At 71.3% G+C, this 12349-nt stretch carries 19 protein-coding genes, 1 tRNA gene and 1 pseudogene; 11 read left to right on the top strand and 10 right to left on the bottom strand.

Going from position 1 to position 12349, the window contains the following annotated elements; translation table 11 throughout:
* The 5 genes from H5J29_RS07525 to H5J29_RS07505 form a co-directional block, all read left to right on the top strand.
* A partial coding sequence (locus H5J29_RS07525) for a TIGR03086 family metal-binding protein (protein ID WP_181780190.1) occupies positions 1 to 425 on the top strand: 425 nt, incomplete at its 5' end.
* Positions 426 to 457: 32 nt separating this feature from the next.
* A complete protein-coding gene (locus H5J29_RS07520) occupies positions 458 to 826 on the top strand; it encodes a DUF1330 domain-containing protein (RefSeq protein WP_181780189.1) in 369 nt (122 codons plus the stop codon).
* A 131-nt stretch (positions 827 to 957) separates the two neighbouring features.
* Entirely contained in the window at positions 958 to 1383 is a 426-nt protein-coding gene (locus tag H5J29_RS07515) for a helix-turn-helix transcriptional regulator (protein WP_181780188.1), read from the top strand.
* Positions 1384 to 1410: 27 nt separating this feature from the next.
* Positions 1411 to 1830: a VOC family protein gene (locus H5J29_RS07510; protein WP_181780187.1), complete on the top strand. Its 420-nt coding sequence runs from the start codon at positions 1411 to 1413 to the stop codon at positions 1828 to 1830.
* Between the two features lie 355 nt (positions 1831 to 2185).
* Positions 2186 to 3487: an alpha/beta fold hydrolase gene (locus tag H5J29_RS07505; protein WP_312858110.1), complete on the top strand. Its 1302-nt coding sequence runs from the start codon at positions 2186 to 2188 to the stop codon at positions 3485 to 3487.
* A gap of 33 nt (positions 3488 to 3520) precedes the next feature.
* On the opposite strand, the gene H5J29_RS07500 is transcribed toward H5J29_RS07505, so the two are convergent.
* On the bottom strand, positions 3521 to 3916 hold the full coding sequence (locus H5J29_RS07500) for a hypothetical protein (RefSeq protein ID WP_181780185.1): 396 nt from the start codon (positions 3914 to 3916) through the stop codon (positions 3521 to 3523).
* 75 nt (positions 3917 to 3991) lie between these two features.
* Complete coding sequence (locus H5J29_RS07495; RefSeq protein ID WP_181780184.1) at positions 3992 to 4459, bottom strand: MarR family winged helix-turn-helix transcriptional regulator; 468 nt, start codon at positions 4457 to 4459, stop codon at positions 3992 to 3994.
* A 61-nt stretch (positions 4460 to 4520) separates the two neighbouring features.
* Here H5J29_RS07495 and H5J29_RS07490 point away from each other — a divergent pair, with 61 nt between their 5' ends.
* Positions 4521 to 5222 carry a hypothetical protein gene (locus H5J29_RS07490; protein ID WP_181780183.1) on the top strand — a complete coding sequence of 234 codons (702 nt, stop codon included), beginning with the start codon at positions 4521 to 4523 and terminating at the stop codon, positions 5220 to 5222.
* A gap of 139 nt (positions 5223 to 5361) precedes the next feature.
* Here H5J29_RS07490 and H5J29_RS07485 read toward each other — a convergent pair whose 3' ends face one another.
* The 4 genes from H5J29_RS07485 to H5J29_RS07470 all read right to left on the bottom strand — a co-directional run bounded on the left by H5J29_RS07485 (position 5362) and on the right by H5J29_RS07470 (position 6882).
* Positions 5362 to 5742, bottom strand: coding sequence for a nuclear transport factor 2 family protein (locus tag H5J29_RS07485; protein ID WP_181780182.1), 381 nt, complete (start codon positions 5740 to 5742; stop codon positions 5362 to 5364).
* Positions 5743 to 5897: 155 nt separating this feature from the next.
* On the bottom strand, positions 5898 to 6152 hold the full coding sequence (locus H5J29_RS07480; protein WP_181780192.1) for a hypothetical protein: 255 nt from the start codon (positions 6150 to 6152) through the stop codon (positions 5898 to 5900).
* Between the two features lie 164 nt (positions 6153 to 6316).
* Positions 6317 to 6646 (bottom strand): DUF6247 family protein, encoded by a 330-nt coding sequence (locus H5J29_RS34255; protein ID WP_220187096.1) that lies wholly within the window; start codon positions 6644 to 6646, stop codon positions 6317 to 6319.
* A gap of 41 nt (positions 6647 to 6687) precedes the next feature.
* Positions 6688 to 6882, bottom strand: a complete 195-nt coding sequence (locus tag H5J29_RS07470) for a helix-turn-helix transcriptional regulator (RefSeq protein ID WP_312858109.1) — start codon at positions 6880 to 6882, stop codon at positions 6688 to 6690.
* Positions 6883 to 6980: 98 nt separating this feature from the next.
* Here H5J29_RS07470 and H5J29_RS07465 point away from each other — a divergent pair, with 98 nt between their 5' ends.
* Both H5J29_RS07465 and H5J29_RS07460 read left to right on the top strand, forming a co-directional pair.
* Positions 6981 to 7568, top strand: a complete 588-nt coding sequence (locus tag H5J29_RS07465) for a helix-turn-helix domain-containing protein (RefSeq protein ID WP_181780180.1) — start codon at positions 6981 to 6983, stop codon at positions 7566 to 7568.
* Positions 7568 to 8773, top strand: coding sequence for a tyrosine-type recombinase/integrase (locus H5J29_RS07460; protein WP_181780179.1), 1206 nt, complete (start codon positions 7568 to 7570; stop codon positions 8771 to 8773). Before H5J29_RS07465 ends, H5J29_RS07460 begins: the two co-directional genes overlap by 1 nt.
* Before the next feature lie 73 nt (positions 8774 to 8846).
* Here the strand turns inward: H5J29_RS07460 and H5J29_RS07455 are convergent, their stop codons facing one another.
* Positions 8847 to 9338, bottom strand: a complete 492-nt coding sequence (locus H5J29_RS07455) for a YajQ family cyclic di-GMP-binding protein (RefSeq protein ID WP_181780178.1) — start codon at positions 9336 to 9338, stop codon at positions 8847 to 8849.
* Between the two features lie 97 nt (positions 9339 to 9435).
* On the opposite strand from H5J29_RS07455, the gene H5J29_RS07450 reads away from it, so the two are divergent.
* Positions 9436 to 9517 (top strand) — tRNA-Tyr (locus H5J29_RS07450).
* Between the two features lie 38 nt (positions 9518 to 9555).
* Here H5J29_RS07450 and H5J29_RS07445 read toward each other — a convergent pair.
* Together H5J29_RS07445 and H5J29_RS07440 are read right to left on the bottom strand one after the other, a co-directional pair.
* Entirely contained in the window at positions 9556 to 10317 is a 762-nt protein-coding gene (locus H5J29_RS07445) for an alpha/beta fold hydrolase (RefSeq protein WP_181780177.1), read from the bottom strand.
* 101 nt (positions 10318 to 10418) lie between these two features.
* Positions 10419 to 11036, bottom strand: coding sequence for a TetR/AcrR family transcriptional regulator (locus H5J29_RS07440; protein ID WP_181780176.1), 618 nt, complete (start codon positions 11034 to 11036; stop codon positions 10419 to 10421).
* Positions 11037 to 11118: 82 nt separating this feature from the next.
* Between H5J29_RS07440 and H5J29_RS07435 the strand changes: the two genes are divergently transcribed.
* On the top strand, positions 11119 to 11550 hold the full coding sequence (locus H5J29_RS07435) for a DUF4267 domain-containing protein (RefSeq protein ID WP_181780175.1): 432 nt from the start codon (positions 11119 to 11121) through the stop codon (positions 11548 to 11550).
* Between the two features lie 44 nt (positions 11551 to 11594).
* On the opposite strand, the pseudogene H5J29_RS07430 reads toward H5J29_RS07435, so the two are convergent.
* A pseudogene (locus H5J29_RS07430) lies at positions 11595 to 11810 on the bottom strand (enoyl-CoA hydratase-related protein); the annotation flags it as partial.
* A gap of 289 nt (positions 11811 to 12099) precedes the next feature.
* On the opposite strand from H5J29_RS07430, the gene H5J29_RS07425 reads away from it, so the two are divergent.
* On the top strand, positions 12100 to 12273 hold the full coding sequence (locus H5J29_RS07425) for a hypothetical protein (RefSeq protein ID WP_181780174.1): 174 nt from the start codon (positions 12100 to 12102) through the stop codon (positions 12271 to 12273).
* The last annotated feature ends 76 nt before the right edge of the window (positions 12274 to 12349 follow it).

Here is a 12349-nt window from a genome sequence, read left to right as displayed (position 1 = left end):
TCGCGGCGACGGGCAGGCGGGAGGCGCCGCGCCCGCCCGCGGCCGAGGAGTCCCTCGTCGAGGTGGGCCCGAACTGGCCGACGGAGCTGGCCATGGCCCGCGACGACCTGGTGGCGGCCTGGTCGGCACCGTCGGCCTGGTCGGGCACGGTGTCGATGGGCGGTCCGGACGAGCTGCCCGCGCCGATGATCGGCGGGATGATCCTGGGCGAGCTGGTCCTGCACGGCTGGGACCTCGCCCGCACCGCCGGAGTCCACCCACAGTGGAGCGACGACGTGCTCGAGGCCGCGCTGCCCGTCGTCGCGGGGATGGCCGAGCAGGGACGCGAGATGGGGATCTTCGGTCCCGAGGTCGCCGTCGCTGCGGACGCGCCCGCGCTGGACCGGGTCGTCGCGCTCTCCGGACGCGACCCTCGTTGGGACTGACAGTCGAAGAGGCGGCGGTGCAGACTGCGTCGATGGCGATCGACCCCACCGGTGCCGACTTGAAGGCCTTCCTCGCGCAGGACGTCGACGAGCCGGTCACGATGCTCAACCTGCTGCGCTTCGGCGAAGGAGGACGGGCGCGCTACGACGAGTACATCGCCCACTTCCGCCGCACCTCGGTCCCGTACGGCGCCGAGGTCGTCTACTACGGCTACGGTCACGCGCCGGTGGTGGCCGAGCCCGGCCAGGAGTGGGACGCGGTCCTGCTCGTCCGCTACCCGAGCAGGCGGGCGTTCTCCGAGATGGTGCGTGACCCCGAGTACCAGAAGGGCACACACCTGCGCTCGGAGGCGCTGGTCGAGGCCGTCCTCCAGCCGACCAGCCAGGCCGTCGTGGACTGAGGCCGGCCGGGCGAGGACGAAGGGTTCCTCGCGTGACTTCTCGCCCCGTGCCCCAAGGCGGCCGCGCACGCAGTGACCCGGACACACCGGCTGGAATCTCGACGGCGCGACGCGCCCTTCATGATGGGGGGATGAGTCCGCCACCCGTCGCGCACCTCCGACGGGCCCGTGACCTGATCGACCGGGACTACGCCGAACCGCTGGACCTCGATGCGATGGCCGCCGCGGCGGGCTTCTCGCGCTTTCATTTCGCCCGCGCGTTCCGAACCGCCTACGGCGAGCCGCCGGGCGCGTACCTGACCCGTCGCCGCATCGAGCGGGCCCAGGACCTGTTGCGGACGGCGAACCTGACCGTCACCGAGATCTGCCACCTCGTGGGGTTCGCCGGCATCGGCACGTTCAGCAGGCGGTTCACCGACCTCGTCGGCTGCTCGCCGACGGCCTACCGCGCCGACCAGGTGCGGCGCGGAGGTCCGCCCCCGGTGCCCGGCTGCTTCCTGATGGCGTGGGCGGAGACCGCAAGCACGGAGAAGCGCGCTCGCTCGTCCACGCCTTAGATTGCGGTCCCAGCGAGGGGAGAAACCGTGATCGACCGCATGTCCCACACCTGCGTGTGGGTGCTCGACCAGGATTCGGCCAAGGCGTTCTACACCGAGAAGCTCGGTCTGGAGGTGCGCAGCGATGTCGAGATGGGGTCCGGGTTCGGGGCCGCGCGCTGGCTGACCGTCGGCCCGCCCGGTCGCCCGGAGCAGGAGATCATCCTGGCGGACCCGGCCATGGGCCACGACGCGAGGACGGCCGACCAGATCCGCGAGCTCGTCGCCAAGGGCGCGCTCGGGGCCGCGGTCCTGGCCACTGCCGACTGTCGGGCGACCTACGAGCAGCTTCGCGAGCGGGGCGTCGAGTTCCTGCAGCCGCCCGCCGAGCGTCCGTACGGGATCGAGGCGGTCCTGCGCGACGACTCCGGCAACTGGTTCAGCCTCACCCAGCGCTTCGCCTCGTGACCGCGCAAGGTGGCCGAGACGAGCTGGGACCAGACTGCCGGCGGGCGGCCGCGCCGGTCGGTTCTCGAGGGCCCTCCCGATGGGCCCGGTCCCGCCGTTGACCCGCTCGGCCGGATCGGTCTCCCCTTCGGCGTCAGGGCGGCTCTCATGATCGCGTGCCGACGGTCCGGCGAGGGGCCTGCGTTTGCCGGTGCTCGGCCGCCGGCGGACCCTGAGGTGGATGTGGCGGTGTCGGGCAGCGGTGGTGATGGCCGCAGCGGTGGGTCTAGCCGGCTGCAGCCCCGCACCGACCTCGGGTTTGAGCTGGGGTTCTTGTCCGGACCCTCCGGTCGCGTCCGCTCGGTGCGCGGACTTGGTGGTCCCGCTGGACTATGCGGACCCCGACGGACCGACGGTGTCGGTGCGGGTGTCGAAGGTGCCTGCGAGCGATCCTGCTCGCCGCCGCGGCATCCTGATCACCAATCCGGGTGGGCCGGGGGCGCCGGCGTTGTTCAACGCGGTGGGTGTCGACGGACTGATCGGCGGCGGCCTCGCGCAGGTCTATGACCTGGTCGGCTTCGACCCGCGGGGCGTCCATGCGAGCAGCCCGTTGTCGTGCGGGCTCACGGCGGAGCAGGCGCGGGTGGCGAGCGTCGATGCACCCGTCGGGCCGGACGACGACGACCTGGCAGAGCAGGCGGCGCTGGCCTGCGCGGCGCATCCGGAGGTGCTGCACACGACCATGGACGGCATCGCTCGCGACATGGACTCGCTCCGCAAGGCCCTGGGCGAGGAGACGATCAGCTACTACGGAACGTCGGGAGGCACGTCGCTGGGCACCACCTACGACGCGCTGTTCCCCGGCCGGTTGGACCGTGCCGTGCTCGACAGCGTCGATGACGACACCGTCTCCTGGCAGGAGGCGTTCCGGGCGTCGAACGCGGCGATCGATGCCCGCTTCGTCCAGCTCGCCGCCCGGCTGGTCGGCCAGGACCCCACGCTCGGACCGGATCTGCGGGCCCGCTACCTGGCGCTTCGAGAGCGACTCGACCAGGACACCGTGATCTTCGACGGGGTCCGGGCGACACCGCAGGCGTTGGGGGCGCTGGCCGATCAGGCGCTGCGCAGCGACGCGGCCGCCGGGTTGTTCGCCGAGGCGATCCGCTATCTCGACGGGCTCCCCGGTGCCCCGACCGAGGCGGACCTCGCCGCCCGGCTCGGGCCCGAGCCGAATCCGGCCGCCGCGACCGCGGCGCAGGCGGACGCCGAGCGGATCGCCTCGGCGTTCCTCGCCATCACCTGCGCCGACCCCAGCTGGTCGAGCGACCCGGCCGACTACGCGCTCGCCCAGGCGAGGGACGCTGCCGCGTACCCGGTCAGTCAGGGAGTGCGGGCGTCGATCTCGCCGTGCGCGTTCTGGGCCGGCCCCCGAATACCTCGCACACCCCCTACCGGTCAGGGCAGGGCGGGCACCTTCCTGCTGATCCAGAACCGGTTCGACCCGGCCACCCCGGCGGCCGGGGCGCAGCACACCCGGGAGGCGCTGGGAGCCCGCGCGGTCATGGTGACGACAGGGCGAGGCGGCCACGGAGTGCTGGGTGTCGACGCGTGCGCCACCGCGGCTGCGCGAGCCTTCCTGCTCGACGGCAGACTCCCGGCCCACGACATCGACTGCTGATCGCCGACTGCGTGATCACAGGCCGGGGTCCGGTCAGCGAACCCGGGACAGGATCTCGACGATCCGGCGGGCCTCCGGGGTGCGCAGCCGCACCGACAGCGAGCCGATGTTCACCGCCGGGTTGCCGCTGAGCTGCGCGGTCACGACGAGCCGGCGCGGGTCGTCGGCGGTGACGGTGACCCGGTCCAGCCACTCGCGGGTCAGCGGCACGTCGACCGTCTTCGACTTCCGCGACCACACGACGAACCGGTTGCGGCATAGCGCGACAGCGCCCCGGGTGGGGTTCGCCGTGTACTCGCCCGGGGTCCGCAGCACGTACGACCCCCGGAGTCCCTCGGCGAAGACCAGCGGCCCGGCGGCGAGCAGTTCGGACCGCAGCGGTTCGTCGATCCGACCCGACCCGAGGAACACCCGCCCGATCCGGCTCACGCGTAGATCATGCCTCGGCGCGGCGCGCGCCGCGACGGGCCGCGACGGTGCTGCTGGGACCGTTGCGGCGGTGCCTCACGCCTGCGCGCCTCGCGCCATCGCGGCGCTGAGACGGCCGAGGACGTCCCGGGCCACGGCGCGTTCGGAGGCGGAGAGTGATCGGCAGACCTCGTCGAGGTCCTGGATCGCCGGCATCCACGCGCGGAGAGCGGCCGTGCGGGCGGTGGTGGTGCCCGAGACCCGGACGCGGCGTCCGTCGCCGGGGTCGCGGGAGCGCTCGACGTGACCGGAGCGCTCGAGGCGGTCGACGAGGATCGTGATCGCCGCGGTCGAGACCCCGAGCAGGCGGGCGAGTTCGGTGCCGCCCATGGGCCCGCGCTCGGAGAGCATCAGGATCGCGGTCATGTCGCTGACGTTCATCCGCATGCGCCGGGCCATCCGGGCCGTGAGGTCCTGCGAGGCGCTGATGAGGTCGCGGACCGCGAGGGTGGTGTCGTCGAGTGCGGCGAGCGCCGCGTCCAGGTGGGCCGCCTCGTCGGTCATGCCGGGCTCCGATCGCCGATGATTTTGTTAAGCATCTTAGCTACCTGGGTAACCTGCGAGCATGCGCGCCCCGTCCTTCCCCTCCGCCCGGTCCTGGCGAGCGCTGCTCGTCTCGATCCATGTCATCGCGTCGGTCTGTTGGCTCGGTCTCGCCATCGCGCTCGTCGCCCTCCTCGGCCTCAGCCTCTCCTCCCCGCCGGGCGAGACCCGGACCGCCGCGGCGGCGATGGCGCACGAGCTCGACCTCACCGTGCTCGGGTTCGCCGCCATGATCGCGGCGCTGTCCGGCTTCGCGCTGTCCACCGCCACGTCCTGGGGATGGTTCCAGTACCGGTGGGTGTCGACGAAGGTCGTCCTCACCCTCGGCCAGATCGCTCTGGGGACCGCGGTGCTCGGCCAGGCCCTGCCGGGAGTGGCCACTGCCGCCGGCCGGGGCACCCACGGGGCCGCGCTCCCGGTGGCGGTCGGGCTCGGGCTCGTCGCGACGGGCCTGGCCCTGCAGGTCTGGCTCTCGGTCGCCAAGCCGGGGGGCCGGACACGCTGGGGGAGACGGGCCCCGGGGCGCCTGCCGACCGCCCCGGCGTGGGTCTTCGCGTTGATGGTCGGGTTGCCCCTGATCGACACCGCGCTCCACGCGTTCGGGGTCGCCGACCTCCCTGTGCTCTCCGCGATCGGCCTGGTCGCGGTGCTGATCGCTCGTTCGCGCGCAGCGTCCGCGACCGCCCGGCCATCCCGCGTTGCTCGGAGCGCCCGCTCCGGCTGATCGACGTGGGACGCGGGCGACACGACCGGCGGCCATGCGCAGCGGACGCGGGCGTCGGGTCGAAAAGGGAGTGCTCAGCGTCCAGGCGGAGTCGCGGCGAGGTAGGTCTCCTCGGGTCTCACGACGCCGCCTGCTTCGGTCAGGAGTGAGGCGCCGCCGAGGACACCTCGGCGGTGTACGAAGTGATCGCTGACAGTGTTCCGTCGGTGAACCGGTAGAGGTCGCAGGAGGCCACGGTGAAGGTCCCCGCGGGGCCGTCGTAGCGCGCGATCACATCGACGACGACGTCGTCGCCTGCGTCGATGACGTGCCAGGAGGTGAAGGTCGTCGTGGTGTCGGCGAGATCGGCGAGGGTCTGTTCGCAGACGGCGACGACGGCGTCGCGGCCCACGGTGGTGGGGCCGCCGTGTGCGGTCCACCGGATGTCGTCGGCGAGTCGCGGGTAGGCGATGGCGAAGTCATGGCGCGAGAACGCCTCGGCGATCTGTCTCGCGTCGTCGGTCCCGGTCGGGTCGCTCATGTGGGCATGGTCGTCGAGGTGGTCGAGGTGGTCGAGGTGGTCGAGGTGGTCGAGGTGGTCGAGTCTCCTCCCCGGGTGATCGTGTAGCGCGCGGTCTCCCGGTCAGAGGCGGGACCAACCATCGCCTTCGACCGCGAGTCGCCTTCTCGGCCGGCTCAGCCAGCCCAGACGACGCTGAGGATGTCCACCTCCCGATCACGCTCGAGGACGAGGTAGACGACGAGGCCCTGATCGTCGCCCCCGAAGGCGATCTGGCGCATCGGGCCGTCCGGGCGGGCCTCGTTGTAGGGGAGCCCGCTCTGCGGCGAGATCTCCAGCAGGGCGAGGACCTCGGCGTAGGCGACCAATGCACCGTGGTCGAGTGCGTCGAGCTGGTCGTCGATGCTCTCGTCGGGGACGATCCGGTACACCTAGTGCCCCGCACCGCAAATCCGCCACACATCTCGACGGCCCAGGCCCACGCAGGCGGCGTTGCCGGTCCGGCGAGTACACCCGGTACGAGCGTCGGACCGGCTGCCTTGCCTGCATGAACCTGGATCCGCCGATATACGCAGCGGACTTGCGGTGCGGGACACTAGCGGCCGAGGCGGCGGTTCAGGTCGGCTCGGTGCTCGGCGATGTCGACGCCGGTGGAGTTGCGGCCCGTGGTCAGGATCTCGCGGGCCTTGTCGAGCATCCGCTGGTGAGCCTCGGCGCCCTGCCGGTGGGTCATGACCGCGATGCGGTGATACGCGCGCAGGATGCTGAGGACGCCGGTGAGGTCGAGCGACTCGGTGGCGTCGATCATCGCGGCGCGGTAAGCCCGTTCGAACTGCTCCCGTTCCTCGGGGACGAGCGCCGCGCGGATCGCAGCCGGAGTCGCGTCCGGCGCGAGTTCCGGGACAGGCGAGGCAGCTGAGCTCACGACGGTTGACGATAGCCCTCTGCTGGCAGCTGTCGATCCCCTCACGGCGTCGGGCCGAACTCGTGGGTCTCCAGCCAGCTCTCCACGTCGGCCCAGCGGTAGCGGGCATGGCGGCCGACTCGGACGTAGCGCGGACCTGTGCCCTGATGAGCCCACTGGGCCAGGGTCGCGGGTGGTACGCCCAGGTACTCCGCCACCTCGGTGCGGCTCGCCAGCTTTCGTCGAGTCTCAGCCACGCTTATCTCCTGTCGAGAACTTGCGTCGGAGGTTCTCCTTGAGGGATAGTGTCGCCGACTTCTCGGTCCGGCGCAACGGAGGTCGTATGTTATCCGTCATGGAGAACGTGAACGAACGGGTCGGGTCGAATGTCAGGACGGTTCGAACCACCCTGCAGCTGACGCTGGCGAAGGTCTCGGCAGCGATGGAGGCACTGGGCGTGCCGATGTCGCTGAACACGCTCTCGAAGATCGAACGCGGTGAGCGGGGGATCGACGCGGCGGAGTTGCTCGCGCTGGCGTTCGTGCTCGCGACGACACCGAACCGGCTGCTGCTCTCCGAGTCGGCTCGCTCGTCGGAACGCATCGAGTTGGCGCCGGGAGTCCGCGTGCCGGAACTCGTGGCGTGGGACTGGGCGGAGGCGGTCTCCGCCATCGGCCCCTGGTTCGGTGCGGCGGAGTACGGCAGGACGATGCCGCCGGAGGAGGAGCTGATCCGGATCAACGAGGGATTCCGGCTCATCAGCGTCCCGCGGCGGCCGAACTACGACCTGCCCGGCGTGGCGCCCTACCTGCGGTCCGTCATGCGTCTGGTCCAGATGCTGGAGGACCTCGCTGCCGAGGAGGGGGTTCGGCGGACGGAACTGCTGGAGATGGTGCGCCAGATCGTCTCCGGTATCCCCGACGACCCTGGGGATGAGGATTGATGGCCGTCGACGATCTGTGGTTCAGCTCGAAGCGGCAGTATGGGCCTGACGGGCGGAAGCTGCCGGCGGCCCAGACGAGCCGCCACGGCCGCGGCAAGCGCTGGCGTGTCCGCTACACCGACGACACCGGACACAAGGTTGAGCGGCTCTTCGAGCGCAAGCCGGACGCGGAGCGGTTCGACCGGCAGGTGCACACCGACGTCGCTCGCGGGCTCTACATCGACCCCGTTGCGGGCCGTGAGTCGGTCGCTGCCTTCGCCGCGCGGTGGCTTGCCGGGCAGATGCACCGCGGCAGCACCGCCGAGCTGATGCGCCGCACCTTCGACCGGCACATCAACCCCGTCCTCGGTGAGCTGCCCCTGATCCAGGTGAAGCCGTCGCACCTGCAGGCGTGGGTGAAGGGGCTCGACCTCGCGCCGAGCTCGGCGCGGGTCGCCTACAGCTACGTGGTCTCCCTGTTCGGCGCCGCGGTGCGGGACCGCGCCGTCGCAACGACTCCGTGCGTCGGGATTCGTCTCCCGCCCGTCGAGGCCTCCGAGCACCTGATCCTGACCAACGAGCAGGTCCACCTGATCGCCGAGGCGCTGCCTGCGAGGTTCCGCGCCCTCGTCTACGTCGGCGCCGGACTCGGGCTCCGCCACGGCGAGGCACTCGGCCTCGAGTTGGAGCACGTGGACTTCCTTCGGCGCGAGGTCCGCGTCGAGCAGCAGCTGACGGTGATCGCGCGCCGCCGACCCTTCCTCGCGCCGGTGAAGACTCGGACCTCCCGGCGGGTGGTCGAGCTGCCGCAGATCACCGCGGATGCACTCGCGCGGCACCTGGAGGAGTTCCCCGTCATCGGGGCGACGGTCTCCGACGAGACGAACCGGCGCGATCCGAAGGAGCGCACAGCGCAGCTGATCTTCACCAACAACCCGGGTCGTCCGATCCACCGCGCCACGTGGTCGCACTTCTGGAAGCCGGCCGCCGAGGCGGCCGGGCTTCCGCCACGGACCGGCTTTCATGCCTTGCGCCACTACTTCGCCACCCTGCTGATCGGCGCCGGCGCGTCGGTCAAGACGGTCCAGATGGCCCTCGGGCACAGCAGCCCGACGGTCACCCTCGACACCTACGTCGGGCTCTGGCCGGACCAGGTCGACCGCACCCGCACGCTCGTCGACAACGCGCTTCTGGGTGTCCCACAGAGGGCGGTTGAGTCGAAGTGAGTTGTGCCCGATTTGTGCCCGGCGATCTCTACCAGGTTATATCTGCTGGTCAGAGCGTCAGGGGACCGCCGATTCAGCGGTAGTTGGTGAACTGCAGGGCGATGCCGAAGTCCTTGCCCTTGAGCAGGGCGATGACCGCCTGCAGGTCGTCCTTCTTCTTGCCCGAGACCCGGAGCTGGTCGCCCTGGATCTGGGCCTGGACGCCCTTGAGCTTCTCGTCCCGGATGACCTTGCTGATCTCCTTGGCCTTGTCCGAGGCGATGCCCTGCAGGATCTTGCCGGTGACCTTGTAGGTCCTGCCGGAGACGGCGGGCTCGCCCACCTCGAAGGCCTTCAGCGAGATGTTGCGCTTGATCAGCTTCTCCTTGAAGACGTCGACGGCGGCCTTCAGTCGCTCCTCGGTCTCCGACTCGAGCGCGATCGCCTCCTCGCCGGACCAGTCGATCGAGGTGCCGGTGCCCCGGAAGTCGAAGCGCTGGGAGAGCTCCTTCGCCGCCTGGTTCAGGGCGTTGTCGACCTCCTGCCGGTCGACCTTGCTGACGACGTCGAACGACGGGTCGGCCATGGCTCCTCCTCGGGTGCTCGGGGTGGGCCCCCCTCGTCGGGGGCGATCACCGCTGTCGTATCCTTCTCCCCGCACGTCGGCACGCCGACTGCACCCCGGCAGGTTGCCCGAGTGGCCAAAGGGAGCGGACTGTAAATCCGTCGGCTTAGCCTACGAAGGTTCGAATCCTTCACCTGCCACACCCCGTGAAAACGGCCTCTGTACTGCGGAAACGCGGTCAGAGGCCGTTTTCGTCGGTGGTCGGCTCGGCCTGTCCCCACAGCGCGCGCAGCGCCCTGGCGACGCGGGCGGGTTCGGTCTGGTGCGGGGAGTCCAGGTGGTGTCTGCCCTCGTACCGCTCGACGGTGCACCGGCCGAACCGCCCCGGCATCCGTGCGGCCATGGACGCGAAGCGCCGGCCACTGAGGCTGCCGTAGCAGAGGTACACGGGGCCGGCGTAGGCGCACAGCCTCGCCTCGTCGACGCTCTCCCGGCCCACCGTCCGGAGCATCGCCGCGACACCGGCGGGACGGAGGGCCATCTCGGGGCCGGGCGGCAGCGGGGGCAGCGGACCGAAGTCGACGCCCGGCGGGACCAGGGTCTCGGCGAACCTCGCCATCTGCTCCTCCGCGGGGAGGTCGGCGAGCCCGGCGGGCCAGGTCCCGGCCAGCTCCCGGCGATCGTCGTCGGTGAAGTCGGTGGCCGGCTCGTCGAGTGCCATGCTCGCGACCCGGTCGCCGTGCTCCGCGGCGTAGGCGAGCGCGATCGCGCCGCCGATCGAGTAGCCGAACAGGTGGACCCGGCCGAGACCGCGCTCCGACACGAAGCGGTGGAGCCCCTCGACCTCCAGGGCCAGCGAGTAGTCCGCGGGAACCCGCGCTCCCGCGTACAGCTCGAGCTCCTTGATCTCGCACCGGACCGACCCCAGCTCGGCCAGCAGCGGAGCGAACTTCAGGCGTCCGGGGTTCACGACCCCGGGCAGGAGGACCACAGTCGTCATCGTCGCCCACCTCGTCGTCGACCGGACGGACGAGAGCGACCCTGGCCCGACCGTCCGAGAACGGCAAGCTCCCCGTCGGTGCGCGACCTCGCCGCAGGCCCTCAGCGCGCGGCGGGACCCGGCGACGGCCACCCGGCCATGGCGAGGTCCGCGGTCGCGAGCAGCCGGGTGCGGGTGGCCCCGTCGGTGGCCACGACCGACATGCCCTCCAGGACGGCGGCGTACAGGTCGGCCATCGCCGTCGGGTCCGCCGACTCCGGCAGCTCGCCGTCCGCCTGGGCCTGCCGGAGCCGGGCCAGCAGCATGGCGTGGGTGGCACTGCGCAGCTCGGTCGTGGCCTCCTCGGCGACGCGGTTGTCCTCCGCGCAGCGCAGCGACCCGATCCCGACCATGCACCCGGGCGGGAACCCGGGCCGGGTGAACGCCTCCGCCGCCGCCCTCAGGACGGCGTGGACGCCGTCGCGGGCGCTGGCGGCCGAGCCGAGGTTCGCGACGCCGAGCCGCCCCAACGTCCGCACGTAGAGCTGCAGCGACTCCCGGTAGAGCTCCTGCTTCGAGCCGAACGCGGCGTAGAGGCTGGGGGCCGCGATCCCCATCGCCCTCGTCAGGTCGGCCACGGACGTGCCGTCGTAGCCGTGCCGCCAGAACATCGCCATCGCGGTCTCGAGCGCCCGGTCGCGGTCGAACCCCCGCGGCCGCCCCCGGGCCTTGGTCGACATTCTGTAGTGCCTCCTGGAGAAGTTTGCGCTCCCGCCTGGCCGATGCTATTTCTTTAGCGACCACTACACAAGGAGTGCTCCCGTGACGAGTCCGAAGAGGCCGCGAGACGCCGTCGTGCGCACCGTCACCACCGTCTACGCGGGAATCCTGCTGACCGTCATGGTCGTGTCGGCCGTCAGCGGGATCGTCGATCCGCAGCAGGGGGCACAAGGATTCGGGGTCCCCGCCACGGACGACGCTGCCGCCCTCTACTTCGCGGTCTACCGGGACCGGAACCTGGTGCTCGCCGCCGTCGGGTTCGCGTTCCTGTTCCTGCGCATGTGGTCCGCGCTCGCGATCCTGGCGACGGCGGCCGTCACCCTGCCGCTCTACGACATGCTCGCCCTCCTCCGCGCCGACGAGCCGGTGTCCGCGGGGCATCCGCTGACCTTCGCCGCGTTGGTCGTGCTGGCGGCTCTGCTGTGGACACGGGTACGGAGGGCCGGGGCGGTGCCGCAGGTCCAGCCCGCGTGAACGCCCGCGTCGGTCAGGCGTCGACGTCCGCTGCGGCGATCACGTCCGCGCAGGAACCCCTTGAGGTCCATCCCCGCGGAGAACACCCCGCCCGCGCCGGTGAGCACTCCGACCCGCAGCTCGTCGGAGGCGTCGAGCTCGTCCACGGCCGCGGCGACCCCCTGGGCGACCCCCAGGTTCAGGGCGTTCTTGGCCTGCGGCCGGTTGATCGTGATGACCTGGACCGCACCACGACGTTCGACGAGCACCTCATCCGACACGTTTCCTCCTACTGCACAGCGTTGTGGGACGTCCCTCGGACCTTAACGAACGTTCTACACATCACCCAGGGGACGGACGTCACGCTCCGCGCGACCGCCGGTCGAGTGGCGTCCGGGCACCTGCTCACCCCGGACACGCCGCCGCCCGTCCCTCTGTCGTGGAGTTTCGACTCCGGACGGTGGACATGTCTTGCCCCTGCGTGACCGATCGGGCGATCATTTCTGTGCACGGTCCGGGCACGAGGCGTGACGGAGCGTCAGACGATCCGGCGACAGCAAGGAGACCACGATGTCGGGCGATCAGGATCCGCACAGTGACTACGGGTACGACCTGGCACACGAACTGACGATCGCCCTGCGGCAGCCCATGCGGCGCCCGCGGACCACCGTCTCCGTCCCCGCGCAGGTCCTGCGCAGGGAGCTCGACCTGGACATCGAGACCCCGGAGGCCCTCGAGGCCTGACGTCGCCGCCGGAACGACCGACCCCGACCGGGGCACCCGCGCAGGGTGCCCCGGTCGCGCGGTCTCCAGGGTCAGT

Origin of the sequence: Pseudonocardia pini (genome assembly GCF_013870575.1) — a bacterium.
GTDB lineage: Bacteria > Actinomycetota > Actinomycetes > Mycobacteriales > Pseudonocardiaceae > Pseudonocardia > Pseudonocardia pini.
The sequence above is the reverse complement of the archived record's forward strand: the minus strand, read 5'-3'. Positions and strand labels throughout refer to the sequence as shown.

Excerpts from the sequence above, each read along its gene's own strand:
- H5J29_RS07520 (WP_181780189.1), top strand. The coding sequence starts at position 458 with ATGGCGATCGACCCCACCGGTGCCGACTTGAAGGCCTTCCTCGCGCAG.
- H5J29_RS07515 (WP_181780188.1), top strand. The coding sequence starts at position 958 with ATGAGTCCGCCACCCGTCGCGCACCTCCGACGGGCCCGTGACCTGATC.
- H5J29_RS07495 (WP_181780184.1), bottom strand. The coding sequence starts at position 4,459 with ATGACCGACGAGGCGGCCCACCTGGACGCGGCGCTCGCCGCACTCGAC.
- H5J29_RS07490 (WP_181780183.1), top strand. The coding sequence starts at position 4,521 with ATGCGCGCCCCGTCCTTCCCCTCCGCCCGGTCCTGGCGAGCGCTGCTC.
- H5J29_RS07485 (WP_181780182.1), bottom strand. The coding sequence starts at position 5,742 with ATGAGCGACCCGACCGGGACCGACGACGCGAGACAGATCGCCGAGGCG.
- H5J29_RS07465 (WP_181780180.1), top strand. The coding sequence starts at position 6,981 with ATGGAGAACGTGAACGAACGGGTCGGGTCGAATGTCAGGACGGTTCGA.
- H5J29_RS07460 (WP_181780179.1), top strand. The coding sequence starts at position 7,568 with ATGGCCGTCGACGATCTGTGGTTCAGCTCGAAGCGGCAGTATGGGCCT.
- H5J29_RS07455 (WP_181780178.1), bottom strand. The coding sequence starts at position 9,338 with ATGGCCGACCCGTCGTTCGACGTCGTCAGCAAGGTCGACCGGCAGGAG.
- H5J29_RS07445 (WP_181780177.1), bottom strand. The coding sequence starts at position 10,317 with ATGACGACTGTGGTCCTCCTGCCCGGGGTCGTGAACCCCGGACGCCTG.
- H5J29_RS07440 (WP_181780176.1), bottom strand. The coding sequence starts at position 11,036 with ATGTCGACCAAGGCCCGGGGGCGGCCGCGGGGGTTCGACCGCGACCGG.
- H5J29_RS07425 (WP_181780174.1), top strand. The coding sequence starts at position 12,100 with ATGTCGGGCGATCAGGATCCGCACAGTGACTACGGGTACGACCTGGCA.